Here is a 25492-nt window from a genome sequence, read left to right as displayed (position 1 = left end):
TAACTTATGAATTTATATTTGGAATTTCCAAAGTGAAAGTAGTTCCTTCATTCAATATACTTTTTAATGATATTTTTCCATTCATCAACTCCAGATATTTTGAAACTATGTGTAATCCCAAACCGGTTCCCTGAATATTGGAGGCATTTTTAGCTCTGAAAAAACGTTCGAACAAGTGTTCCTGGTCTTCTTCCGAAATTCCTATTCCATTATCTTTTACTACAATTTTAATTACGGCACCGTCTAAAATACAATCTATATTGATCACTGAATTTTCAGCAGAAAATTTAATGGCATTTGAAATTAGATTTACAAGAATATTTTTAATCATATTTAAATCAGTAACAAGGTTTCCTTCGCCAACATGTGTAAATATAAGTTTTTGTCCTGGTTTGCAGATCTGCTGTATATCTTCAATTAATATTTTTATTGCATGTACACAGTCTTGAACCTCTAAATTTTCATACCTGGCAGTAACCAATCCGTCTTCCAATTTTCCCAATGAAAGAAAATCTTCCAAAATATTTTTCATACTACCTACCGCATCCTTAATTCGCATTATGTGCCGGTCGCGTTTTTCTTGCTCTTCTGTTTTAGTATATTTATTGAGGAGTGACGCAGAAGATAAAATTGTGCTTAATGGTGTTCTGAATTCATGTGAGGCCATGGTTACAAATCGCGATTTAAGATCACTCAATTCTTTTTCTTTGTCAAATGCCTCACTTAATTCCTGCCTTGAATTTTCCAGTTCCTGTAAGGTTTCCCTTAACATTTTTGTTCGATCCTCTATTTTGTTTTCTAAACCAATATTCATCGAGGAAATTTCGATCGTTTTTTTCTCCAGTTCGTTTTTTTGAGCAAGCATAAATTCCTCATTGGCCTTTCTCTCCGAAATGTCTATGATAAATGCAATGGCAAATAACTCCTCCTTAATTTTATAATAACTCAAACTAATTTCAACCGGGAACGTAGATCCATCTTTTTTCCTGGCATTCAGATCCCTGTTAGCACCCATAGCACGATTATGTGGATTGGAATAAAAGGATTCACGGTTGTGTTGATGAGAGTGCTGGTATTTTTCAGGAAGTAATATTTCTATTTTCTGTCCTACTAGTTCATCAATTTGATAATCAAAAAATTTGCATGCCATGTCATTAGCGTTAATTATTTCACCCAATTTATTGGAAATAATAATACCGATCGTTGCATGATGAAATAATGCCTCAAATTGTTGCAGTGAATTTACATTTGAATTTCTTTCAAAATTTGTTTCCACTCAGATGTAATTTAATTATTATATTTTAGATTATCAAATAATGACTTTAAATTATAAAGTACCGCGCAATTCCTGTTCTCTTTCAATTGCCTCAAATAATGCTTTAAAATTACCCTTTCCAAAACTCTTTGCACCATGTCGTTCGATTATTTCATAAAAAACTGTTGGCCTGTCCTCAACCGGTTTTGTAAAAATTTGCAAGAGATATCCTTCCTCATCGCGGTCGATCAAAATATTAAGTCGTTTCAGGTCTTCAAGATTTTCGTCAATATGTCCAACACGTTCCAATACATCTTCGTAATAAGCTCCGGGAACCTGTAAAAATTCAACACCGCGTTTTCTTAATTCAGCTACCGTCTCCAAAATATTATCCGAAGCCACGGCAATATGCTGAACACCCGCTCCTTTATAAAATTCAAGGTACTCATCTATCTGACTTTTCTTTTTTCCCTCGGCAGGTTCATTTATAGGGAATTTAACAAATCCATTTCCATTAGAAACAACTTTGCTCATCAATGCTGTATATTCTGTAGATATATCATTATCATCAAATGTTATTAATAGTTTGAATCCCATTACATCTTCATAAAATTTCACCCACTCGTTCATGCGCCCCAACTCCACATTTCCCACGCAGTGATCAATATATTTTAATCCTATTGGCTGTATATTTATTGTCGACTCCTTTGCTTCAAACCCTGGCATGAACGCACCGGAATAATTTCTTCTCTCCACGAATTTATGAATGGTTTCGCCATAAGTGTGTATTGCTGAAACAACCACTTCTCCGTAAGCATCTTTCATTACGGTAGGTTGCATCGCGGGTTTTGCTCCTCGTTTTACAGTTTCCTCAAAACTTTTTGTTGCATCATCCACCATTAATGCCAAAACCTTTACACCGTCACCATGTCTTTTAACATGCATCGAAATTTCACTTTCAGGATCAAAGGAAGAGGTTAATACGATTCTTATCTTTTCCTGTTGCAAAACGTAACTCGCCCTATCGCGAACTCCGGTTTCCAATCCGGCATATGCCACCAATTTATATCCCCACGCCGACTGATAATAATACGCCGACTGCTTCGCATTTCCCACATAAAATTCAATATGATCCGTTCCATTTAGTGGAAGGAAGTCGAGTGTTTCGAGAGGGGAGGAGGTTTGATTTAGATTTAAAGTTTCCATAATTTTTTTTTGATGTACCAATGTACCAATTAAATTAATGTACCGATTAACAGCCAAACCCGCACAACCTGCGGTTGTTTGGTGTCCGTGTTTTTATTTTTTTATTATTGTTTTTTTGAGGATTTTATTATTTTTCCTAAAGTTCTGTTAATTCTATTTAGTTTCACAATTAAATAATCACAATCGGGATAGTTTGGAGCATGTTTACATAAATTTAACCAATAAAATGTTTCTTCTCCTTCTTTTGCAGCAATTTTCATTTTATGTATGAAATCCGCTTTACTTTCCGCATTTTGAGCCTCGTTTGCGTTTGCCCCAATCGAAGTTCCTGATCTAAAAAGTTGTCTCGCCATAGGATACTTTCTCATTTCCTCCAACTTTTCAGTGTATTCAATAATCAGCAAACTAAATTCAAAGGTCAATTTCAAGATGATATTATCATCACTAAAATAATCATTCATCGTTTTTAAGGGTTAAGGGTTAAATCAATAAATAAATTCAATAAATCAAGTCTCTTTTTACATAACTATCTATTTTTTATAAATAATTTAATTTTATTTTTTTTTTCGAATATTCATCCTCACATTAGTACATCATCCCCATCTGTTCCCGTCGCAAGACGGGCAGGCATCGGTACATTATCCACGGCTGTTCATCCTCACATTGGTACATCATCCCCGGCTGTTCCCGTCGCAAGACGGGCAGGCATCGGTACATTATCCACGGCTGTTCATCCTCACATTGGTACATCATCCCCGGCTGTTCCCGTCGCAAGACGTGCAGGCATCGGTACATTATTTTCGGCTGTTCATCGGTACATTGGTACATCATCTACATCTCTTCATAAGAAAATCAAGTTAACCAAGAAAGATAGTATTCCCTATCCTCAATCCCCAACGCCTCTTCCGTTAATTGAAGCGGGCGAAACGGATCTACCATGAGTGCGAGTTCGTGGGTTTCTTTTTTGCCTATGCTGCCTTCGTAGGTGCCCGGGTGTGGGCCGTGGGGAATACCTCCGGGATGAAGTGTTATCATACCGCGTTCAACGTGTTTTCGGCTCATAAAATCTCCATCAACATAATAAAGAATTTCATCGCTGTCGATATTACTGTGATTATATGGAGCTGGTATTGCAAGTGGATGATAGTCGAACATACGTGGCACAAAACTGCATACAACAAAATTACGTGCTTCAAAAGTTTGATGTACCGGAGGTGGTTGATGAACGCGTCCCGTTATAGGTTCGAAATTATGTATGGAAAATGTCCATGGATAAACATATCCGTCCCATCCTATCAGATCAAATGGATGATTTGCATAATGGTAAGGATAAATTATTCCCTGTTTTTTTATTTTGAAAAAGAAATCACCCTGAACATCATGTGTTATCAAATTAGTTGGTGTTTTAATATCGCGTTCACAAAATGGTGCATGCTCCATTAATTGTCCTACTTTATTTAAATACCGTTTAGGAAATTCAATTGGTGAAAATGATTCCAAAATAAATAATCTGTTATTTTCTGTATTAAAATGGATCTGATATAATGTTCCTCTTGGGATAATAATATAATCACCGTATTCAAACTTTAATTCCCCATACATTGTCAATAAGGTGCCACTGCCTTCATGACAAAATATCATTTCATCTGCATCCACATTTTTATAAAAATAATCGGTCATGCTTTTGCGGGGTGCTGCAAGTGAAATATGAAGATCACTATTCACAAGCACTGCTTTTCTGCTTTCCAGATAATCATCTGCAGGATTGATTTTAAATCCGTGTAAGGAGCGGTGTTTTAATTGTTTGGAAAGTACAACTTTCGGTTCCACCGAATAGGCTTCTCCAACCTGTTTTATTTTGGTTGGCGGATAAAGGTGATATAATAAAGAATAGGTATTGCTGAATCCCTCCGTTGAAAACAATTCCTCATGATACAATGTGCCATCAGGCTTTCTGAATTGTGTATGGCGTTTTTCCGGTATTTCCCCCAATTTACTGTAAAATGGCATATCTTTTTCTTTAAAATGTCCTACACAAAGTTACTCGAGAAATTGACAATTGACAATTGATAATTGACAATTGTGTAGGCCAAATAGTTCCTTGTTCCAATGAAACATAGAATTTGACAAAAAACAACCTTTAACAATGTAGTTTGGAGAATTAATTGCTCAGAATGTACGAATCGAGAGAAATCCCTTTTTCAACCTTACCCACCTCTTCCTTCCTTAGAACCTTCTTTCCTTCCCCTTCGAATCTTCTCCCTTCGAATCTTACGTATTCTTCCTTCCTTAGAACCTTCTTTCCTTCCCCTTCGATTCTTCGAATCTTCTCCCTTCGAATCTTCCTATAAACCTCTTCTTTTTATCTCCTTATAAAGCAAACCCAACTCCCTGCTCATTTGCCCACTTACGCTTTTATTTTCCTGGGCTCTTCTGATCAGGTAGGGAATAACGTCTTTTACCGGACCATATGGTAGGTATTTGGTGGCATTATATCCCCCTTTTGCAAGATTATAGGTGATCTGATCACTCATTCCGTATAATTGGGAAAATGAAATATGCGGATGATTGTGAGGGATATTTCTTTTATGTAATTCTTCTGCAAGGAATAAACTGCTTTTTTCGTTGTGGGTAGCAGCGCAAAGAGCAATTTTTTCTATATTATTTATGGAGAATTCTAATACTGCGTCGTAATCTTTGTCTGTTGCTTCTTTATCCTTTTGAATTGGAGAGGGATAATTCATTTCTTCAGCGCGTTTTCTTTCTTTTTCCATATAAGCACCACGAACCGGTTTTAATCCTAAAATATAATTATGTTCTATTGCATCCTGCAGCGATCGTTTGCAAAATTCAAGTCGGTCGTGGCGATACATTTGTGGAGTACTATAAACAACAGCATTTGTTTTATTGTATTTGCGCATTAATTCAAACGTGAGTGTATCAACTGCATCCTGAATCCAACTTTCTTCTGCATCAATAAATAATCCAATATTGGCATCTGCCGCAGATGCCGCAATGGCGTGCATTCTGGCATATAAAGCTGTTTTTTCTTTTTGGTCTGATTCTGTTAATTCTGATCCATTATTTATTTTTTCCAAAATACTAAATGGCGTTAATCCGGTAACCTTACAACTTAAAAACGGAACTGTAACTTTTCCGTTTTTATTTCGACTTTTAGCAAACTGAATTATTTTGATCAATTCATTTTTTGTTCTTTCAAATTCCTCTTCATTTTCTTTGCCCTCCACGCCATAATCAATAATAGCTCCTATATTAAATGATTCTAATTTTTGGATAACAGGAATAGTTTTTTCCAGCGTTTCACCTCCGCAAAACTGGTCGTATACTGTTTTTTTAATTGCCCATTTAAATGGCAGATGCAATTTTATTGTTAGTTGTGCCAATCCCGTTAAAACAGAAGTGATACCGGAATTATTCATTACCTTAAATAACCAATATTCCCATTTTAATGCTGCATTACTTTTTCCTGAAAACGCAGTTTCAGTATCGTTGAAGTCCAATTTCGGAGAAGGTTCCAAGTGTAGAAAATTTGTGCAAATATAATTCAATTGGTATTGTGCTTCCTCCTATCTTTGACTTTAAAGTAAATTGTATGCGTTTTATACTTTTAGTGTTGTGCGGTTTGAATTATTTTCTCGGTTTCGGACAAGCTTTTACTAGTTATTACACCGGCGATACTATTGATGTGGTGAGCAGTCCAACCTCCGGAACTGTTTTAATGGGTGGTGCGAGTGAAAACGATTATGCAATGCGTTGGTTCTTGGAAAGAGCTGATGGAGGTGATGTTTTGGTGCTCAGGGCTTCAGGAGAGGATGGGTATAACGATTATTTTTATTCTGAGCTCGGAATATCGGTAAATTCAGTTCAAACCATTGTCTGTAATTCAGCTGCTGCCTCTATTGATCCATATCTTATTGCCCAAATTGAAAATGCGGAAGCACTGTGGTTTGCCGGTGGCAATCAGTGGGATTATATTTCCTTTTGGCGCGACACACCTGTAGAAGATGCAATAAATTTTGTTGTGAATGAAAAAAAGATTCCCATCGGTGGAACGAGTGCCGGTTCGGCAATAATGGGAGAGGCCTATTTTTCTGCAGAAAATGGAAGTGCTACTTCCGCACAATCTCTGTATGATCCTTTTAATGATTACATGACTCTTGGATATGATGATTTTATTCAGAACCCTGTTACAATGGATCTCATTACAGACACACATTACGATAATCCCGATCGCCGGGGTAGACATGTTGCTTTTTTAGCGCGATTATTTAATGATTATGGTCATCCATTTTATGGCATTGGATGTGAAGAATATACTGCAGTTTGTATTGATGAAAATAATATTGCACATGCGTATGGATCTTATCCCGGAGAGGAAGATTATGTATATTTTATTCAGGTAAATTGTTTCGAACCACAGGAACCTGAATTATGTGTGGATGGAGAAAAATTAACCTGGAATAGAAATGATGTTGCCCTGAAAGTGATCAAAATGGGCGCTGATAATTTTGGTTCCGGAACCCTCGACCTCAACGACTGGAAAACCGCTGCAGGTGACGATTTTACCTGGGAAAACTGGTGGGTGGAAGATGGGATTCTAAATGTTTTATCTGATGCTTCAGCTATTGATTGTACTGTTGCAAATGAAGATTTAATTCCTGACCATCAATTTATAAAAATATACCCAAATCCTGTATCTGAAAAATTAACGATAGAAATAAAGGATAATTCTGAAATTATATTTTATCAATTGATCAACATGAATGGAAAAATTGTAAAAAGCGGAGATTTACGGGGAAATATAACAGCAATTGATATTGAAAAATTTCCCCCGTCCATTTATACTTTAAAAATCTTTAATTCTAAAAATTACTTTGTGTATAATGTGATGGTATATTAAGAGCTTATTTCAATAGATTAAAGTAACATAACCTTTTTTACTTTCTTGTTTTTCTGTTATATTAGTGGAGTATTCCAGTATATATAAATAAACTCCAATCTCCGCGTTTTTGCCATTTATTTTACCATCCCATCCGGTGAGTGCATCTGTGCTTTCAAAAACTTTAATTCCCCATCTATTGTAAATATCGAATCGTTTCACTGTGATATTTTCTTCAATGATCCTGAATCTGTCGTTGATGCCGTCATCATTTGGAGAAAATGCATTTGGTATCATAAATATTTCAGTGCAATCAACTTTGAAATGAATATTTATTTTGAGAGTATCAGTAACACAACCGTTCTGTATTAAAACTGTGTAGACACCTTCTTTCGATAGAGATTTTATGGGATCTGAAGTTCCATCGTTCCAGGTATATTGAGATGTAATATTTTGAGGTTCCTGAATTAATTCGGATGCGTTTATTACAACTGTACTTCCTTTGCAGATGATGGTATCAACTACAACAGTTTGCACCTGCAATGGTTGAATTGCAATATTATCTATATATAAATATGCTGTTTTATTTCCACCGGTCTCACTTAAACAAGGAGCATAATCATTACTGAAACTATTTCCAATAGTAATGTATCGTTCTTCACCTGTAGCGAGAAAACAGGCATATATTTTTTCCCATTGGCCTATTGAGTCAAAATAATTTTCCGGATCGCTGCATATGGTATGAATAATATCTGAAGGCTCCATCAGGATACTATTTGTAGTATAATCAGACAGAAATTCTGAGGAAATAAATGCGCATACGGTTTTAGGTTTACAGGAACTCAGATCCGAAATATTTGCATAAAATGTAAGAGTATAAGGCATCCCGGCAACCAGTGTGGATTTAAATCCAGTTTCAATATATTCTCTGTAAATTGGCCCGCCGGTTTGTGCAATAAAAATTCCGGCATAAGCATTTCCTGATTGTGCTGGCTGATAACCCATAAAATTTGTTGGCACAGAAACTGTATTTGTTGTATCGCACATATTAAAATAATCAGAAGTTGCAGCAGTTGGGTCAAACCAATTTTCTGCATATGAAATTTGAGATGTTTCAAAGGGACAGGTAGAATACATTTCAAAATCTCCATTTTCAATCAGATTTTGTCCGTTTAAAGACGAAAGACCAATTAAAGGTATATAGATAAGATATTTCCTGATCCACAGATTAGCTGAAAAGATATTTAATTGCAGATAAATGAAATTCATCTTGAAGGCTTCATTGTAAAATTAGGTAGATTATTGATACAGTATGCAAGTGGAATTTTTCTTCCGGTAAAAATTTTGTCACAATGTGGTTTTTCAAACGGGGCAAAATCGTTATCTTTAAGCCGTGCAAAGTTTTGTAGTATCGGCAAGGAAATACAGGCCCGCTTCCTGGGATGATGTGATAGGGCAGGATCAGGTGGTGATAACCCTTAAAAACGCCATCAAAAACAACCATTTGGCGCAATCCTTTTTGTTTTGCGGTCCACGCGGCGTGGGAAAAACAACCTGTGCCCGTATCATGGCAAAAACCATTAACTGTGAAAATATCACTCCTGATGGTGAAGCTTGTAATGTTTGTGGCAGTTGTACTTCCTTCAACGAAAATGCCTCTTTTAATATTCATGAAATAGATGCTGCCTCTAATAATTCAGTGGAGGATATCCGCAGTTTAGTGGAACAGGTTCGATATGCACCAGCTTCGGGCAAGTTTAAAATTTATATTGTGGATGAGGTGCATATGTTGAGTTCAAGTGCATTTAATGCATTTTTAAAAACATTGGAAGAACCACCACCTTATGTAAAATTCATTCTTGCAACAACCGAAAAACACAAAATAATTCCAACCATATTAAGTCGTTGTCAGATATTTGATTTTAACAGGATCAAGATCAAACACATGACCAAACAACTGGAGATCATTTGCAAAAATGAAGGTGTTGATTGTGATGAGGAAGCCATGCATCTTATCGCTCAAAAAGCCGATGGCGCTATGCGCGATGCACTTAGTATTTTTGATCGTATCACCAGTTTCTCCGGAAAAAAGATCACGGCAAAAGATGTGATCGAAAATTTAAATATTCTCGATTATGAATATTATTTTAAAATTACGAATGCCTTTGCATCCGAAGATGTTTCCTCTTGTTTATTATTATATAATGAAGTTGTAAATAAGGGATTTGAAGGGGATACATTCATTAACGGATTAGCGGAACATTTCAGAAATCTGTTAATGTGTAAGGATGAACAAACAATTCAATTACTCGAGATAAGTGAAAATCTAACCGAAAGATATAAAGATCAGTCTGCATTAATTACATCATCATTTCTGTTAACTGGATTAGATGTATTAAACACCGCAGATGTAAATTACAGAACCAGCAAAAATAAAAGGTTACATGTTGAGCTTGCCATTCTGAAATTGTGTTATATGCACAATGCAGTTTCATCCCTTGAAGCGGGAAATACGGAAAAAAAAACTCCGCGACTGACTGAAATAAAACTGGAAAAGAAAATTGAAATATCAGAAAAAATTATTACTCCTGCAGAAATAATAACATCGAAAGCGGAAATATTAAAAGAAGTTACAGTTGAAAATATATCTCCTCTACAGGAGAATATTTCTCACATTAAAAAAGTTGTTGTAGAAAATAGCACGGTTTTCACTCCCAAGATGGATGATGCGGAAACCGTGATCATACCCAAAAAGACGGATCTTAGGCAAGTAATTAAAAAAGAAGACGACCAACGTCTTGCAGATTCACAAAAGGTGACTGTTGAAGAACCGATGGAAACAATTTCCCCTGAAATGTTTTTTGTTGTTTGGAAACAATATGCTGATAAAATAAGAAAAGACCATCATCGCGTTGCAATTATAATGGATCATGCAGAAGTTACAATAAATGAAAGTAATGCAATTTTAATTCGCCTGGATTCTTCTGTTGAAGTAAGTATAATGAAAGAAATGATCAGCGAAATGAGAATGTTTATAAAGGAGGCGTTGGAGAATAATCAGTTTGAAATTGCGTTTGAAGTTGGTGCTGCAAAAAATGACAGATTAAAAAGACCATACACAACACAGGAAAAATATAAAAAAATGGAGGAATTAAATCCTCTTATTAAAGATCTGAAGGATACTTTAGGTTTCGAACTCGATTATTAATTAATTAAATTTAAATTAAACGATACAATAAAATGAAAAAACGATTTGCACAGATTCAATTATTGATTGCGCTTCTTTTTGTTGGGCAGTTTGTTATAGCACAAACAGGTTCAAGCAGCAGTTCATCAAGCTCATCCAGTTCTTCTTCGTCTTCCTCGAATGCAAGCAGTCAGCAATCTGCTTCAGCCAGTGGAATGAGCGGGCCGGTTAGGGTTGAAGTAGGCGTGAAAGATCCTGTTACTATATTTAAAGAATCGAATGGATCGCCAAATGTAAATGCAACATTTAAGGCAGAAAAATATCCATTTATTTCCGTTCCAGATGATCCTTCCAAAACAAGAATTTATACCTTAAAAAACGGTCTGACAGTTTATTTATCTCAAAATAAAGCCGAACCCAGAATTCAAACTTATATCGCAGTTCGTGCCGGTTCAAAAAATGATCCAAAAGAAACTACCGGATTAGCACATTATCTTGAACATATGATGTTCAAAGGAACAGGTAATATCGGAACTACAAATTGGAATCGCGAGAAATTGGTGATAGAAAGCATTTCACAATTATATGAAAAACATCGTTTGGAAAAAGATCCCGAAAAGAAAAAGGAGATCTACAAACAAATTGATAATGCTAGTCAGGAAGCAGCAAAATTTGCAGTGCCGAATGAATATGATAAAATGATCAGTTCCTTGGGTGCAAAAGGAACTAATGCATATACAAGCAAAGAACAGACTGTGTATGTAAATGATATTCCAAGTAATGAAATTGAAAAATGGCTGGTTGTGGAGAGTGAAAGATTCCGCACTTGTGTATTGCGTTTATTTCACACGGAACTCGAAACAGTATATGAAGAATATAATATGGGTCAGGATCGCGACGGAAGTAAAATGTTTGAAGCATATTACAAGGCTTTATTTCCAACACATCCTTACGGAACTCAAACTACTATAGGAGATGGAGAACATTTAAAAAATCCATCCATGGTAAATATCATGGGATATTTTTATACTTTTTATGTTCCAAATAATATGGCAATTTGTTTGAGTGGTGATATTGATTATGATAAAACAATTGCTTTGATTGATAAATATTTCGGAGTTTATGTAAAAAGGCCCATAGGTGATCAGAAATTTCCTACAGAACAACCATTATCTGAAATACAACGCCGCGATGTTTATGGTTTGGAAGCGGAAACAATGATGATGGGATTTCGTATGCCTGGTGCAAATACAAAAGATAATACCATTGCAAAATTAGTAGCAGGAATTTTATATAATCAGCAAGCAGGTTTGATCGACCTTGATCTTAATCAACAACAAAAAGTTTTGGATGCAGGTGCGTTTTACAGCGAATGGAAAGAATACGGAGTTCTTACCTTATCAGCTGATCCACGTGAAGGACAAACTTTAGAGGAATGTGAACAGTTATTATTGGCTGAATTAAATAAACTTAAAAAAGGGGAATTTGATGAATGGCTGATAAAAGCGGTGGTAAACGATTTTAAACTTTCTCGTACTAAATCATTTGAATCAAATTCAGGAAGAGCAAATGCATTTGTAAATGTATTTATTAAAAATATTGAATGGGGTGCTTATCTGAACGAATACAATATGATGGAAAAAGTAACCAAACAAGAAATTATTGATTTTGCCAATAAATATTTTACTGCAAATGGCTATGTGGTTATAAATAAGCGCCAGGGGGAAGATAAAAATGTAAAAAAAGTGGATAAACCGGTAATTACCCCCGTTGAAGCTAACAGAGAGGCACAAAGTGAATTTGTAAAAGGATTTTCGGAACTTCCTTCAACGCGTATAACTCCCGATTTTATTGATTACGAAAAACGTATTGCAACACAAGATCTGGGAAATGGAATTCCATTTTCTTATATCAGAAATGAAGAAAATGAATTGTTCGAGTTGTATTATATTCTCGATATGGGTACTGATAATGATGATATGATCGGATATGCAATTAATTATTTACCATATTTAGGAACCGATAAGTACACAGCTGCGCAACTGCAGCAGGAATTCTTTAAATTGGGATTAACTTTTAATGTTTTCAGCAGCCGCGATCGTGTTTATGTTTCATTAACTGGTTTGGAAACGAGCCTGGAAAAAGGCCTGGAATTATTTGAACATTTATTAAATTCAGTAAAACCGGATACTAAAGCATATAAAGAATTGGTGGAGGGAATTTCAAAAGAGCGTGCAGATGCCAAGACAAGTAAAAATGCAATATTTAATTCTGCATTGGCTGGATATGCAAAATGGGGTTCCGTTTCTCCGGTTACCGATATTGTTGCCGAAAACGAATTGAAAAATACTTTGCCTCAAACCTTGGTGGATAAAATTAAATCTTTGGAGACATTTAAACACCGCATATTCTTTTATGGTCGCCAAAATCCGGATGATGTTAAAAATTTGATCGTTAAATATCATAAAACACCGGCAGCTTTACAGGATTATCCGCAGGCAAAACGTTATCCTGAATTAGAAACTAAAACAAATAAAGTATTATTTGTCGATTATGATATGGTGCAGGCTCAGATCATGTTCATTGCAAAAGATCAGAATTTTTCAACACCGCTTTTACCTGAAGCCAGATTATTTAACGAATATTTCGGAAGTGGATTATCCAGTATTATTTTCCAGGAAATTAGAGAAACAAAAGCTCTGGCATATTCCGCATATGCAAATTTTACTACTCCTAATAATAAGGATGAAGCGCATTATGTAAGAGCATTTGTTGGAACTCAGGCCGATAAAATGCAACAGGCAATTGAGGCAATGTTGGAGATCATGAATAATATGCCTCAGGCAGAAGAGCAATTTAATGCCAGTATCGATGCAGTATCAAAACAAATTGAAAGCGAACGTATCATTCGTTCAGCAATTTTCTGGAATTATGAAAATGTAAGGAGAAAGGGATTAAGTCACGATTATCGCAGAGACATTTATTTGCAGGCCAGAAGTTTAACGCTTCAGGATATGCAGGAATTTTTTGACGCTCATATAGCTGATCGAACCTTTACAATTATAGTGATGGGAGATAAGGATAAACTCGATATGTTATATCTCCAGGGTTTGGGTGAATTTACTGAACTAAGTCTGGAAGAGATATTTGGATACTAAATAGTATCAATTTCAATAACAAATTTAACCCGGGGGGTTATACGTAAATGTATAATCCCCTTTTTTATTGAGAATTATTGATGCGTTGCTCACTCAAATGTGGTAATCATGCAACTTTTACATTTAAATATGTAACAACGCCCATGTATTGCTTCGCACCTTTGTTCCACTAATTAATCTAAACTAATAAATAACACAAGCAAGTATGAAAAATAGAAATGTATTTGCAACCATTACAATGATAGTGGTTGTTTTGATCGCAGGATGTGCAAAAACGGAACTGGCTGATATGGCGAATATTGAATCTCCTGAACCTCAGTTTGACATTGCTATGGCAGGTCCTTCACCTGTAAATCTTGGTAGTGCGGGAAAATTTGTAATTCTTTCAAAATCCGGAATTACCAATGTGTTCCCATCTTCCGTTACCGGTAATATTGGTTCTAGTCCTATAACCGGTGCTGCAATTCTTTTGAGTTGCGTTGAAGTTACCGGCTCAATTTTATCTGTGGATGCTGCAGGTCCATTGCCATGCAGTGTAGCAAGTCCAAGTAAATTAACGAATGCAGTTGGCGCTATGCAAACTGCTTATGTTGATGCAGCTGGAAGAGTTGATCCCGATTTTTTGAATTTAGGCGCAGGAACAATTGGTGGCCTAACTTTTACACCGGGGTTATATAAATGGACCAGTGCAGTAAATATGCCTACAGACATTACTATTTCCGGTGGACCAACTGATGTTTGGATATTCCAGATCTCCGGTACTTTAACCGTTGGATCAAGTGTTAATGTAACATTAATTGGAGGAGCTAAGGCAAAAAATATTTTCTGGCAAACAACCGGTGCAGTTACTTTAGGAACTACCAGTCACTTTGAAGGTAATATTTTATGTAAAAAAGCGATCAATTTACAAACTGGCGCAAGTATAAATGGAAGATTATTAGCTCAAACGGCTGTTACATTACAAATGAATTCTGTTACTTATCCGTTTTAATATTTTATTTTATTATAAAAAAAGGGTTTGTCTATTAAAGGCAAACTCTTTTTTTTATGGTTAAATTATCCATACTTTTTGTGTTGAGATGATGCATAAAAAAACAAAATAATTTAATTTAAGTCCACATATAAATTACTACCAATATTTAAAGAACTCAACCTGTTATCCTAGGCTTTTTTTCGCCATTCTCGACCAGGTAATTGCAACGGCAAACCCTGTCACCAGATCCCAGATTCCCCACCACCCGGCAACTACAGCAACTCCACCGAGCATAGGAAAAAAATTAGCCCACACTATTAATCCTAAAGTTGCATTGTGGATACCCGTTTCAATGGCAAGACACTTTTTATCTTTAAAGTCGAGGCGAAATAGTGATGCAATGCTATATCCGCCAACCATGGCCAGTCCATTATGTAATAAAACCAAAATAAATATGGCTCCAATTATTTGAACAAATTGATCGTAATTACTTACAAATAGAAATACTACAAATCCTAAAAATAAAAATATGGAGATCTTTTGAATGGGTTTAATAATTTTAGCCGTAAAACCCGGGAATTTATAGTTGATGAACATTCCTAAAATAAGTGGGATCCCTAATATTGTGAGTATCTCAATAATTAAATGAACAGTATCAATATTAATGGATTGCATAAGTTCGCGGGTCGGTCCATAAATATTTGCGCAGAGTGCGAAGGTAAGCGGTGTCATTAATGGTGCAAGAATAGTTTGAGTGGCAGTAAGGGTTACCGAAAGTGCAACATTTCCTTTTGCGAGATGGGAAAGAAAATTGCTCATATTACCACCGGGACAAGAACCCAATAAAAACATTCCAAGAGCTATACTCGGACATGGTGTGAAAATTAATACCAAAGCAAAAGTGAGCAAGGGGAGGAAGATATATTGGCTGATCAATCCTGCAAATGCCTTGCGTGGTGTTTCCACTATTCTTTTAAAATCGGCAGCCTTTAAACTTAACGCGATGCCGAACATTAAAAAAGCCAATAAAAGATTGAGCAAAAATAATTTGTCGCTCGCAAAATTCAGTTGTATGCCATCTATTTCTTCACACATGCCATGATGATTTAGGTAGGGTAAAAGTAAGATAAAAATTTATTTGGACAAGTTTATTTTGTTTCACGATAGGCAGCAAACTCTGCTCTGGCAATGTCAAATTCGGCAATTATATTTTCGCGTTCGGCGATCAGATTGGCAATAAATACTGATTTTTTATTAAAAATATAGAGCAAAAGCCAACGCGCTTTTATTTTTTTAATTGTGTGAAAATAGCCGAATGCATATAATCCGGAAACGGGTAAACTCAGAGCATAAAATAATGTGATCCAAAAATGATCAAAAAATTTACCCACTAAAATTATCTGCAAAGTATAAAATATAATAAAAGTAAGTAATCCCATCGCCATTCCAATAGAGCCAATAAATTCTTTACGTGAGGCAACTTTGGCAGCGATCCAACCCGGTATTATAAAAGGAAGGATGTTATTGATAAATCCATAAATAAAAAAAGGCAACCCGACTATAATACCAATCAACGAAAATATAATTTTGCCTAATGACATCTTTTTTTTATCTTCCAGAATTAGGTGCTCATCCTTTAATCCGGTGGCTGCTACATTGCGAAGATATTGTTTAATTCGTATGGCCATTTTTTCAGCACGCAGCGGTTCTGTATTTATAAAATATGTTACTGCAGCAATTATATTTTTGGTTAACAGAAATCCGGAATGCTGATCATCACCCCAATCCCTAACAAGTTTATATTTGTATAAATATTCAATGTCCCGTGAAAGTTCATCAATCTTTTGATCGCCGATCGCAATGATATTTTGCTCCAGTTGCACTTTTATCATTTCTGTTACTTTTAGCACAGAGTTTACGTTATCAGTTTCATATTCGTTTTGGAATGTTGAAATTGATATTGGTTGAGCGATATTGATGAAAAGGCCGCGGTTGAATTTATGTGGATTTGCATAATTTAATCCAACAGTAATGATCTGAACATTCAGTTTAAAATTATTTTTTGCCTCTGCACCCAAAGCTATTCTGGCTGCACCGGTTTTTAATTCGCCCAATTTTCTTTCGGTTTTTGTAATGCCTTCCGGAAATATTAAAATTGCAGCACCTTTTTCCAGATACTGATAACATGTACGAAAGGTATCCTCGTTTTTATTCATTTCCGAGGGGTCATCAGCGCGCCGGTAAATAGGTATCGTATTAAATTTAGGTAATATCCATTTTCCTAATTTAGATTTAAACAAAATCCCTTTCCCTAGAAAATATAAATTTCGTTCAAAAATAGTTGCAATAACTATGGGATCCATAAAAGCACTTGGGTGATTGGCAACTACAATTAATGGTCCTGATCTCGGAATTAATTCTTTATTTCGAATAGTAATATTGCTGAAGAATACTCTTCCTGTTATTTTAAATAGGAATCTTAATATGGCGTAAAGCATAAGGTGGGGCTAATTTACAACTTTTCGAGGCATTGTGAGTCATTGCGAGACATTACGAAGTAATGTCGAAGCAATCACATTTGGTTATAATTATATAGTATTTTAAATTTGATCAATCAATCAATTAATTAATTAATTTAATGGCAGATAATCTTTTTTTCAGGCAATTGAATAATTATCCTTCCGACTCTCAAACAATTTGGAGTGAGGAATTGCAAGGCGTAACACATAATGCCGATCATTGGTTTATTAGTCAAAAATCCCGTATCTGGAAAATTCCGGTTGGGGTTGATCTGAATGATGTTACAGATGATATTAGCAGAGGTATATTTAATATCCCAATTCCGGCTGAACTTGCAGTGAATTACGATCACTTTGGTGATCTTGATTTTTATAATGGTTATTTATTTGTAGGACTTGAAAATTCCGATGATAATCGCACAGCAAGTATTGCTTGTTTTAATGCAGATACATTAACTTTTATTGGCAGTGATATAGTTCCCTCGCAGGATGGCCATGCTTCCTGGTGTGCTGTAAATCAATCAGATGGATTTTTATATAGTTCTGCATTCGATAATGTTTCTGAATTATTCGCATATCAATTAACTATTAATAGTGATAGTTTTGAATTGATGTTGGTGGATACTATTCCTCTCCACAAGGAAAATGAAGAACCCCTTATGTTATCAGGAATTCAAGGAGGAGTATTTGTTACAGAAAATGAAGAAACACATTTGTTTTTGACTTCCAATAAGAGTGCCTTTCCTTTTTCTATGAATCCAAATGAAAATGCGGCCCGCGGATTACATGTTTTTAAATGGTTGGATACAGGTGCTATGAGAGTTAAAAAAATTTTAATAGGAACCGATTTATTTACCTGGGGGGAAGAAATTGAGGGAATTACTTTTTGGGATCTAAGTGACGGAATTGCGCCGGGAATAAATGGACAATTACATATATTGGAACTCGATAACGATTCGACTCATGATGATGTAAAGGCATTTTATCATTATGCTATGTTTCGCTCAGAGTATATTGCAAACATAAACCCGACATCGCGTGAAGTGCATCACTGGGAATGTAAATGGATAGATCATATGACTTCGGAACATACAGTAGATTACGACACTTTAGAACAAGCAATAGCGGATGGGTTTGATGGTTGTCATTACTGTATTGGTGGAGTGTTGGATAAAAGATAAAGCAGATAATAATTTATTTGATGAAGCGTCATTTATAAAATATGATTATCATACTTTCGAATTATTTCAAATCTTTCTTTATGGTTGTTTTGCTCAATAACAAATTACGAAAATTTGATTCATCAAGTCCTGAACTAAATTGAGATTTTGGGATAAAATAACCTCTGTTCTTTCCGACATACAAAATGTACCAATCATTTAATTCTTTGATCGATTTTATTACATTCCACTTGATATTAGTGTCAATGCTTTCACATCTCATGTGGAGGTCTTCGGAGCTGAAGGTATAATAAACAGTTTCCTTTAACAGAGCCATGGTCTTCATGTTTTTTATAGAATTATAATAAACAGAAAGCGGAGTGAATATCAGAGCATAAACAAATATTAATAAAGGTAAAAAGGGAAAATCGTCTGCTTCCACAGGAAAAAGAAAATATTGTAATACAAGCCCCAACATAAAAACTCCGGCTATGGAAAGAAATACGATCAATAAGTTTGAATAAGAGAGAATATAAGAAAGTTTAATGTATTCCTTTTTTTGAATTGTGACTTTTACGATTATTTTGTCAGTTAAAACTGTATTATCAACATTGTCGAATCTCGATTCAACATTTGTATCGTCATATATTTTTTTGCCATATCTTATGGCTGATATTGTGAGAAATATCATTAATAGTATCGCAAAGATAAGAAGCCACATCAAATTTGCAGGAACGGTGAACCACAATATTCTCGTAGCTAAATATAATATTGCTATTGTACCTACGAGCAAAGAAAAAATTATAATTACAGTTCCTAAATTTTTAGATCCCATGCAATTAGGTTGAGAATATTTGCATCTAAGGTAACAATACTTTATTTATCAAATACTTAAGTAAGCAGCCTGTAATGGTTTATTATTAAAGTTCTGCAATACGTTTATTTCGCTTTACAACATCCATCAAGTTTAATATAAGCAGAAGGATCAGCCTTTACATGATCGGCATCATACCCGGATGCTGCAATTGCCGCACGAATTTTATCAGGGTCGGTTTTTGAGGTTTTATAGGTAACGGTGATCGTATTAGCCTCAGGACTCACATCAATGTTTTTAACTCCAGGAATGGTGAGTGTGGAATTATAAATATTTGCCCCGCAGCTTTCGCACTGCATACAGTGATCGCAAACTATGGAAGTTTTTACTACAATGGTTTCCTTTTTGGCAGTTTGCGAAAAAGATATATTTACACTAAGCGTTAATAGTATCAGTATTATTAGATTTTTCATTTATAGTTCAAAGTTTAGGTAAAAATACGTGATTTAAGATAAATAGAAGGAAAGTTGCACACTAAAAGCAGAAACGTGTGCTCCCAATTGAGGCAGCGTCCCACTGAAGGTTTAATTTTGGTAAAATGTATGTTTTTGTGGATACACTGCCCAAGCAGATCAAGTTGCTTGCTTAATATTTATTTTAATATTCCTCTCGGCAGTTTGGGTAGTTCAAAAGTATCATCATTTATTTTTTCCTCACTTATGTAAATTGCCTGATGTGAAAGGTTATAACTCCTTCCTTCATATTTGTATTTCAACCATGGTGATCTTGCTTTGGAATAATAGGTATTAACATGTCCGAATTCGTGATTTGTAAAATTATCGGGATTAATATATAAACTTGGGTCGAACCAATAAAAAGTTTTCCAATCTTCTGTCTCGTTGATCAGAAGATCACATTGTCTCTGTAAAATAAATTCCGCATTTTCTTTTATTTTGGTGCTCTTTAGATGTTTTTCTTCCATGCTGCAATCGCCCACGTACAGTGTATCAATTCCATGTCGTAAGGTATACTGATTATTGTCTTTATTTATGTAATAAATGTCTTTTACATCTTTCCCGCTGTAACTCATGCGATAATTACCATTTTTAATATATAAAGTCATGGTATCTCCAAAAAAACTCTGAAATTCGTCGGTTGTAAACTTTGTGGATTTTGATTCCAACTTTGTTAAATAAATAATTTTGCCTTCAAATTCTTTTTTGTGCTCAGTGACTGAATTCTGATCGGTGCAACTACTCAGGAAATTAATAAGGAGTGCAAAAAACATAAATTGTTTCATGATTAATATTTCCGTTGTAGTATTTAAAAATGCAAATTCAGATCAATATAACCCGATTTCGGTGTTTTCGATGGGATTTTATTATTCAATTAATCCTAGTTGTTTATACCTTTTTTCAATCAACTCTCTATAAGCTGTTTTCATTTCTTTCGACAAAAATGATTTATCGATCCAATCTATTGCAGCTGATTTAATTTTGATATATCGCAAAAAAGCACCATTGATCTGTTTAGGGTTTAATCCCAAACCTGCACCGAACTGTTCAAAATGTTCGCGCTTCAATTTCTTTTTCTTTCCAACCAGTGTTAATGCAAGTTCCTCCTTATCTTCCGGAAACACAATGGCAACATTTAATAGATCGTATGCAGGAGCCAATACCCAACCCGATGCACTTTTGATCATAGAAAAATTCTTCAGGTGCATATCATTATTCCCTGATAGAAAACTAAAAAGAGTTAAGTCGAAATAAAATGTTTTATCAAGCAATGTGTTGGCTGAATAAATGTCCAATGCCTTACCGATTCTCTCCATGGAACCTTTATATTTATCAAAAGCTTCCGTGATCTGAAACATGTCGAGCATATGTATCTTTTGTCCGGTTTCATCCCTGTCAACTCGCTTTGTAATATAGGAAAGTTCTCCGGACGATAAACGGATCAATGATGAAGGTACAACACGAATTCCAAAGGTTTCTGCCATCCGCATGGTTACATGTTCATTTTCCGGCATTTCCGGAAATCGATCAGAAGGCGGTTTAAAAATATATTGTCCGCCAAATGCGCCAACAATTGTAAATCTTGTATCTGAATTCTCTTTATTTTTTTTAATTAACGACAATGACAATTTTGCCTGAACACCGGGAACCGCAATACTTCGTTCAACAACATTTTTGGCGAGTTCGGAAATTTGGTTTAATGAATATTCTATTTTTGGAGCTATAGGTGTACCAAAAAATTCCATGGAGCAAAATTCATGAAAATCTGAATTGTGCTCAAGCACTTCATAACAATATAAACATCTACGCTTCGTCATTTTGTTTTATTGGAAGTACGCTCACGGCTCCGATACAATCCTTGCAACATGCCAAAAGTAATCCCATGCGATCATTTTTGTTGATCTTCCAGTTTTCTGATGCAATATCCAACAACCACCCTTCAGGTATTAAACCCTCAAAAAATGGAAAGAGTCTATTTTCTGTAAAAGGTATATTTGTAACGGGCAAGGTGAATGAAATAAAATCATTTGGATGCTCTTTTACATATCGATCATTATATTCAAATACATAATCGCCATCATTCGTTTCCGTAATTATACCTGCTAAATTATCCTTATAAAATACCTTTCCCTGCCTCATACATTTCCATTTTTACTGTTAACAGGAGCCAGTTCATGTCCAAACATCCTTAAAACCCGATTTACCTTGTCCATGTTTAGATTAGTTTTACCCTGTTCGATCTTACGTACCACAGTAAGCGCAACTCCGGCTCGGTCTGCGAACTCTTCCTGTGTAAGGTTTACTTCTTTCCTACGGTCTTTGACAAAATCCGCTAAACTTTTCATTATATGCTTTTGGATATAAAATTAAGCAAATATAGGAAATTATATGTAAATGGATATAATTATTGATGAAAAGTTTATTTTATATGTTATTGCATATAATAGGTGTTGCTTGGTTTTTTGAGAAGGTTGTTAATGTTCCTAATTCCGGCAGCGTCCCATTGGTGGTTTTATTTTATTCGTGATCATTGTCTTATGGAGACACTGTCGGGGCGCACGCTCGCATCATTTTCCCGCCGTGCCCCAGCAGTGTCTTCACAGGGAATAAATAATATCTCAAAATGTGTCTCTATTTTTAACTAGTAAATTAATTTTCAATTAAAATAAAATGGTGAGACGCTGCTGGATTTGTATCGATGAGGTTGCTCATTAGAATCGTCGAAAATGCCGGGCGCTTTTCACTGAAGATTTCGCAGCAGAGTTACCGAAGGAACTCTGCTGCATTCGGAGGTATCTGCCCCAATCCGGCCAGCGTCCCATTGGAAGATTTTATTTTATTCGTGATCATTGTTTTATGGAGACACTGCCGGGGCACGTGTAAGTAGCATTATTGCAAATGCTCCGCCCCTTTAACTATTTGTGATACTATAAATCATTGTTAAACCAATCGTAACCATAAATTTTTTTATACTCTGCAGGAACTTCATCCAATTTTTTAATTACTTTAAAATTTTCATCATAAGGAAGTCGATTGGAGACTATGATTTTTCCTGTAAGTTCATACGTGTCATTTCTTTCAAAATATACGTATTCCATGGTGTCGATCTTATTTCCATTCCACTTATATTTATACATTTCTGTTTCGCCTGGATGTCCGTAACCAACTCCGCGTATAATTTTTTCCTTCGGTGAAAATGTTGGATTAAAAAATTTAAACATATCTGAAAATGTATATTTATTGTTTTCGAGCAAATAAATATTATTGGATTCTCCTAAGCAACAACCACCTAGAGCATGCCAGACTATAACTACGTCTTTAAATCCGTCTCCATTAATATCCTGAATGGTATCATTTATAAATCCCATTCTCCATTGTTTTTCGGAGAAAACATTTTCGAAAATTGTATCCTTTTTTACATAAATGTCAATATAAAAATCAGTCGGAGCAAGCCGTCGAATGATCAGGTGCTGATAGGTTTTTGAAAAATGATGGTCCAGACTGATCTCTACCTTCACGTTAAAATTACTATCAAGAACCACATCAAATTCGGTGTGAAATGTTTTCTGGTGGATATTTTCCTGAGCAATTATCAAAGCCTCAATTAAGGCCCTGTCGCAAAATATACTGTCTTTTATTTCCTCTTCACGCATGACTCTCCTTTTTTCGTATAGGATCTCTTGTTTTTCATCGATGGTGAGGATATGGGCAGAGTCGGTTGAGGGAGATGAAATGGTTTTGTTGTCCTGAGGGTTTGAGCAGGAGAGGAGTAGTGTTAACAAGAGGAATGAAAAAATGGCGTGTGAGATCATTGTATTTTCAAAACTTGCCTTTTATACTTTCGAATAAATCGGAAATGGTTTCAGCACCCTGTATTAACGTATCCATTTCTGCTGTTATTCTAGACGAATGAGGAATTTTTTAATTGTTGCATTTTAAATCAGGTCATTAGATCATTTATCACTTGCTGTTGACGTGGTTTTTATTCCAGTTTTGCGAATTATATAGTATGCATTTTGTACTGTTCGGAGAATTCGGACAGTTGATTTCTATCCATTTATTTTTTTATTCGTTTTTGGAGCCAAAATTTTAGCATTTTGTTTTGTAACTACTTTTTTACCGGTAGTATTTTCTAATTGTACACGAGCAGCTTTTGCAACTTTTCCACCCTTTTGAGCTACAATTTTATGTTCATTAAATGTTTTTGGGTTTTTATCTTTTGATATTTCTGTTGTAGAAGCCTCTGCGAGCATATTGAGCACCAATTCTAAATTTGTCATGTTATCTCTCAGGTTTTCTTTTTTTAAGTCTTTATATGCCTTGTATTGTTTAGTGCTAAATCCACTCCAGGCTTTAGTAAGTTCATCTGTTAAAACAGCAAATTCCTGACCCTTTTTTACACCTTTGCTTTCCCATTCATCTGTGAGTTCCTTTCGAATTTCAATACTTTTCAGTCGTTGATTAATCCATTCTTTAGTGTAACCTTTTTTCAAATATGTTTCCATCAACCTGTCAATACCTATTTCCGGATCCTCTATTTCATCAATTCGTTCACGGGCAATTTTGGCTATCCAAACTTTAAATGGTTCTGCTTTTGGGGATGGGATGGATTGCACTAACCGAAAAATTTGCTCTGTATCAGCCACGTCTGTATTGTAATACTTGCCGTCATCCGACTGCATTTTCAGTTGTCCCAAATTTTGGGACAACTCACTACCTTCCGCTTTCAGCTTGGTTTTTAAGGCATTCCAGTATTTTCTAGGCCGGGGGCTACCGGTTAAAATTTCAATAACATCAATAACTGAAAAATACCATTTTTCGGCATCATCATCCCAATGGGTTCGCACCTGCTTTTGTTCAAATAGTTTTATTATGTTTTTTTTCATAGATTAAATTTTTTAAACCCAAATTCCAGTATCCGGGAATAATTTGCTGTTCGGTTAAGCCTTCACAATTCTATCATTTGTTTCAAATTCTTTCAGTGTTTTACCGTCTATGTTCTTCCATTCGGTTAGTCCGTTTGCATTTCGGCCCATTACCATAACCGCAGCTGTTGATGGACTGCTAAAAATATAATCATCGGAAAATTCAAAGTATTCTCCTTTATCTAAAAGTACACCTTCCTGAATAAGTTTTTCTCTATAGGTGATGAAGTTTGAAGTCATTGAATTCACTATTGTTGCCGCTGCTTTAGAGTTTTTAAATACCACAAATCCGTCCGAAGTCGGTTCGCCTTGGCCATCAGCACCGCGAGCTGACTTTATGAAAAATGTTTCCTGATTTTGCTTTGGTTTAAATTCCCGTTTTTCGTCAAAAACTTTATGCCCCAATGTATTAACTAGCATTTTTATATAATCGATAAACTCTTCCATTTCGGCTCTATCTGATTCGGAAATTGAGGATTGAGTCGGGATAATAGAATTGTCAATCTTGTAACGGTTGGCAGCTTTTGCAATGTCGTGTAGGCGGTTTTCCAAATATTTAATATGAGCTTTATTTAGATTTTCATCTTTGCTTATAAATACAATTGCTTCGTTCCAAAAGTCTTTTTGTGTCAGTTGTTGATTTAGTCGTTTTAAAATAGATTCTGCTTCACCAATATAAACCTGGTCTTTACCTTCTTCATCCTTTCCAAATAGCATGTAAACTCCTGTGCTTATCAAGTCATCACGGTCAGTGCAGTCCTTTATTTTAATTCTTGGTATCTTATATGCTTTTCCTGACCAATTGGAAAGTTCACAGCTCATCCTTCCATTGGGATCTCCGTCTATTAGGAATATTTTAATTGTCTTACCGAATTTCATG

General features: G+C 35.3%; 22 protein-coding genes. 5 read left to right on the top strand and 17 right to left on the bottom strand.

Annotated elements, in window-relative coordinates:
• Window positions 1–4 precede the first annotated feature (4 nt).
• From IPI31_18945 to IPI31_18925, 5 genes are all read right to left on the bottom strand, one after another.
• On the bottom strand, window positions 5–1276 hold the full coding sequence (locus tag IPI31_18945; protein MBK7569898.1) for a PAS domain S-box protein: 1272 nt from the start codon (window positions 1274–1276) through the stop codon (window positions 5–7).
• Window positions 1277–1327: 51 nt separating this feature from the next.
• Window positions 1328–2461 (bottom strand): 4-hydroxyphenylpyruvate dioxygenase, encoded by a 1134-nt coding sequence (gene hppD, locus IPI31_18940; GenBank protein ID MBK7569897.1) that lies wholly within the window; start codon window positions 2459–2461, stop codon window positions 1328–1330.
• A 104-nt stretch (window positions 2462–2565) separates the two neighbouring features.
• Window positions 2566–2922: a four helix bundle protein gene (locus IPI31_18935; protein MBK7569896.1), complete on the bottom strand. Its 357-nt coding sequence runs from the start codon at window positions 2920–2922 to the stop codon at window positions 2566–2568.
• A gap of 391 nt (window positions 2923–3313) precedes the next feature.
• Window positions 3314–4471: a homogentisate 1,2-dioxygenase gene (locus IPI31_18930; protein ID MBK7569895.1), complete on the bottom strand. Its 1158-nt coding sequence runs from the start codon at window positions 4469–4471 to the stop codon at window positions 3314–3316.
• A 335-nt stretch (window positions 4472–4806) separates the two neighbouring features.
• Window positions 4807–5901: a proline dehydrogenase family protein gene (locus IPI31_18925; protein MBK7569894.1), complete on the bottom strand. Its 1095-nt coding sequence runs from the start codon at window positions 5899–5901 to the stop codon at window positions 4807–4809.
• 173 nt (window positions 5902–6074) lie between these two features.
• On the opposite strand from IPI31_18925, the gene IPI31_18920 reads away from it, so the two are divergent.
• Window positions 6075–7382 carry a Type 1 glutamine amidotransferase-like domain-containing protein gene (locus tag IPI31_18920; GenBank protein MBK7569893.1) on the top strand — a complete coding sequence of 436 codons (1308 nt, stop codon included), beginning with the start codon at window positions 6075–6077 and terminating at the stop codon, window positions 7380–7382.
• 9 nt (window positions 7383–7391) lie between these two features.
• Here IPI31_18920 and IPI31_18915 read toward each other — a convergent pair whose 3' ends face one another.
• The gene (locus tag IPI31_18915; protein MBK7569892.1) at window positions 7392–8630 is read right to left on the bottom strand and encodes a gliding motility-associated C-terminal domain-containing protein; all 1239 of its coding nucleotides are present in this window, start codon (window positions 8628–8630) and stop codon (window positions 7392–7394) included.
• 124 nt (window positions 8631–8754) lie between these two features.
• Here IPI31_18915 and IPI31_18910 point away from each other — a divergent pair, with 124 nt between their 5' ends.
• From IPI31_18910 to IPI31_18900, 3 genes are all read left to right on the top strand, one after another.
• Window positions 8755–10569, top strand: coding sequence for a DNA polymerase III subunit gamma/tau (locus IPI31_18910; GenBank protein MBK7569891.1), 1815 nt, complete (start codon window positions 8755–8757; stop codon window positions 10567–10569).
• A 32-nt stretch (window positions 10570–10601) separates the two neighbouring features.
• Complete coding sequence (locus IPI31_18905) at window positions 10602–13706, top strand: insulinase family protein (GenBank protein ID MBK7569890.1); 3105 nt, start codon at window positions 10602–10604, stop codon at window positions 13704–13706.
• A 205-nt stretch (window positions 13707–13911) separates the two neighbouring features.
• Complete coding sequence (locus tag IPI31_18900) at window positions 13912–14697, top strand: DUF3494 domain-containing protein (GenBank protein ID MBK7569889.1); 786 nt, start codon at window positions 13912–13914, stop codon at window positions 14695–14697.
• 165 nt (window positions 14698–14862) lie between these two features.
• Here the strand turns inward: IPI31_18900 and IPI31_18895 are convergent, their stop codons facing one another.
• Both IPI31_18895 and IPI31_18890 read right to left on the bottom strand, forming a co-directional pair.
• Entirely contained in the window at window positions 14863–15774 is a 912-nt protein-coding gene (locus IPI31_18895; protein MBK7569888.1) for a bile acid:sodium symporter family protein, read from the bottom strand.
• Window positions 15775–15827: 53 nt separating this feature from the next.
• Window positions 15828–17177 carry a 1-acyl-sn-glycerol-3-phosphate acyltransferase gene (locus IPI31_18890; protein MBK7569887.1) on the bottom strand — a complete coding sequence of 450 codons (1350 nt, stop codon included), beginning with the start codon at window positions 17175–17177 and terminating at the stop codon, window positions 15828–15830.
• Window positions 17178–17317: 140 nt separating this feature from the next.
• Between IPI31_18890 and IPI31_18885 the strand changes: the two genes are divergently transcribed.
• Window positions 17318–18379: a hypothetical protein gene (locus tag IPI31_18885; protein MBK7569886.1), complete on the top strand. Its 1062-nt coding sequence runs from the start codon at window positions 17318–17320 to the stop codon at window positions 18377–18379.
• 61 nt (window positions 18380–18440) lie between these two features.
• Here IPI31_18885 and IPI31_18880 read toward each other — a convergent pair whose 3' ends face one another.
• The 9 genes from IPI31_18880 to IPI31_18840 form a co-directional block, all read right to left on the bottom strand.
• The gene (locus IPI31_18880; protein MBK7569885.1) at window positions 18441–19193 is read right to left on the bottom strand and encodes a YcxB family protein; all 753 of its coding nucleotides are present in this window, start codon (window positions 19191–19193) and stop codon (window positions 18441–18443) included.
• A gap of 104 nt (window positions 19194–19297) precedes the next feature.
• Window positions 19298–19645: a heavy-metal-associated domain-containing protein gene (locus IPI31_18875; GenBank protein MBK7569884.1), complete on the bottom strand. Its 348-nt coding sequence runs from the start codon at window positions 19643–19645 to the stop codon at window positions 19298–19300.
• A 179-nt stretch (window positions 19646–19824) separates the two neighbouring features.
• A complete protein-coding gene (locus IPI31_18870) occupies window positions 19825–20472 on the bottom strand; it encodes a hypothetical protein (protein ID MBK7569883.1) in 648 nt (215 codons plus the stop codon).
• 81 nt (window positions 20473–20553) lie between these two features.
• Window positions 20554–21504, bottom strand: coding sequence for a HipA domain-containing protein (locus IPI31_18865; GenBank protein MBK7569882.1), 951 nt, complete (start codon window positions 21502–21504; stop codon window positions 20554–20556).
• Complete coding sequence (locus tag IPI31_18860) at window positions 21491–21826, bottom strand: HipA N-terminal domain-containing protein (protein ID MBK7569881.1); 336 nt, start codon at window positions 21824–21826, stop codon at window positions 21491–21493. Before IPI31_18860 ends, IPI31_18865 begins: the two co-directional genes overlap by 14 nt.
• A complete protein-coding gene (locus IPI31_18855) occupies window positions 21823–22032 on the bottom strand; it encodes a helix-turn-helix transcriptional regulator (protein ID MBK7569880.1) in 210 nt (69 codons plus the stop codon). Before IPI31_18855 ends, IPI31_18860 begins: the two co-directional genes overlap by 4 nt.
• Before the next feature lie 582 nt (window positions 22033–22614).
• Window positions 22615–23340 carry a hypothetical protein gene (locus tag IPI31_18850; GenBank protein MBK7569879.1) on the bottom strand — a complete coding sequence of 242 codons (726 nt, stop codon included), beginning with the start codon at window positions 23338–23340 and terminating at the stop codon, window positions 22615–22617.
• Window positions 23341–23736: 396 nt separating this feature from the next.
• The gene (locus IPI31_18845) at window positions 23737–24573 is read right to left on the bottom strand and encodes a Bro-N domain-containing protein (GenBank protein MBK7569878.1); all 837 of its coding nucleotides are present in this window, start codon (window positions 24571–24573) and stop codon (window positions 23737–23739) included.
• A gap of 54 nt (window positions 24574–24627) precedes the next feature.
• Window positions 24628–25491 carry a GIY-YIG nuclease family protein gene (locus IPI31_18840; GenBank protein ID MBK7569877.1) on the bottom strand — a complete coding sequence of 288 codons (864 nt, stop codon included), beginning with the start codon at window positions 25489–25491 and terminating at the stop codon, window positions 24628–24630.
• Window position 25492 lies beyond the last annotated feature (1 nt).

Source organism: Bacteroidota bacterium, from assembly GCA_016706865.1.
GTDB lineage: Bacteria > Bacteroidota > Bacteroidia > Chitinophagales > BACL12 > UBA7236.
Note: the sequence above shows the minus strand (reverse complement) of the source record. Positions and strands in the feature narration are given on the sequence as shown.

Excerpts from the sequence above, each read along its gene's own strand:
- IPI31_18925 (MBK7569894.1), bottom strand. The coding sequence starts at position 5,901 with ATGAATAATTCCGGTATCACTTCTGTTTTAACGGGATTGGCACAACTA.
- IPI31_18890 (MBK7569887.1), bottom strand. The coding sequence starts at position 17,177 with ATGCTTTACGCCATATTAAGATTCCTATTTAAAATAACAGGAAGAGTA.
- IPI31_18895 (MBK7569888.1), bottom strand. The coding sequence starts at position 15,774 with ATGTGTGAAGAAATAGATGGCATACAACTGAATTTTGCGAGCGACAAA.
- IPI31_18865 (MBK7569882.1), bottom strand. The coding sequence starts at position 21,504 with ATGACGAAGCGTAGATGTTTATATTGTTATGAAGTGCTTGAGCACAAT.
- IPI31_18885 (MBK7569886.1), top strand. The coding sequence starts at position 17,318 with ATGGCAGATAATCTTTTTTTCAGGCAATTGAATAATTATCCTTCCGAC.
- IPI31_18920 (MBK7569893.1), top strand. The coding sequence starts at position 6,075 with ATGCGTTTTATACTTTTAGTGTTGTGCGGTTTGAATTATTTTCTCGGT.
- IPI31_18875 (MBK7569884.1), bottom strand. The coding sequence starts at position 19,645 with ATGAAAAATCTAATAATACTGATACTATTAACGCTTAGTGTAAATATA.
- hppD (MBK7569897.1), bottom strand. The coding sequence starts at position 2,461 with ATGGAAACTTTAAATCTAAATCAAACCTCCTCCCCTCTCGAAACACTC.
- IPI31_18845 (MBK7569878.1), bottom strand. The coding sequence starts at position 24,573 with ATGAAAAAAAACATAATAAAACTATTTGAACAAAAGCAGGTGCGAACC.
- IPI31_18860 (MBK7569881.1), bottom strand. The coding sequence starts at position 21,826 with ATGAGGCAGGGAAAGGTATTTTATAAGGATAATTTAGCAGGTATAATT.
- IPI31_18855 (MBK7569880.1), bottom strand. The coding sequence starts at position 22,032 with ATGAAAAGTTTAGCGGATTTTGTCAAAGACCGTAGGAAAGAAGTAAAC.
- IPI31_18850 (MBK7569879.1), bottom strand. The coding sequence starts at position 23,340 with ATGCGTGAAGAGGAAATAAAAGACAGTATATTTTGCGACAGGGCCTTA.
- IPI31_18935 (MBK7569896.1), bottom strand. The coding sequence starts at position 2,922 with ATGAATGATTATTTTAGTGATGATAATATCATCTTGAAATTGACCTTT.
- IPI31_18915 (MBK7569892.1), bottom strand. The coding sequence starts at position 8,630 with ATGAATTTCATTTATCTGCAATTAAATATCTTTTCAGCTAATCTGTGG.
- IPI31_18870 (MBK7569883.1), bottom strand. The coding sequence starts at position 20,472 with ATGAAACAATTTATGTTTTTTGCACTCCTTATTAATTTCCTGAGTAGT.
- IPI31_18930 (MBK7569895.1), bottom strand. The coding sequence starts at position 4,471 with ATGCCATTTTACAGTAAATTGGGGGAAATACCGGAAAAACGCCATACA.
- IPI31_18880 (MBK7569885.1), bottom strand. The coding sequence starts at position 19,193 with ATGGGATCTAAAAATTTAGGAACTGTAATTATAATTTTTTCTTTGCTC.
- IPI31_18905 (MBK7569890.1), top strand. The coding sequence starts at position 10,602 with ATGAAAAAACGATTTGCACAGATTCAATTATTGATTGCGCTTCTTTTT.
- IPI31_18900 (MBK7569889.1), top strand. The coding sequence starts at position 13,912 with ATGAAAAATAGAAATGTATTTGCAACCATTACAATGATAGTGGTTGTT.
- IPI31_18840 (MBK7569877.1), bottom strand. The coding sequence starts at position 25,491 with ATGAAATTCGGTAAGACAATTAAAATATTCCTAATAGACGGAGATCCC.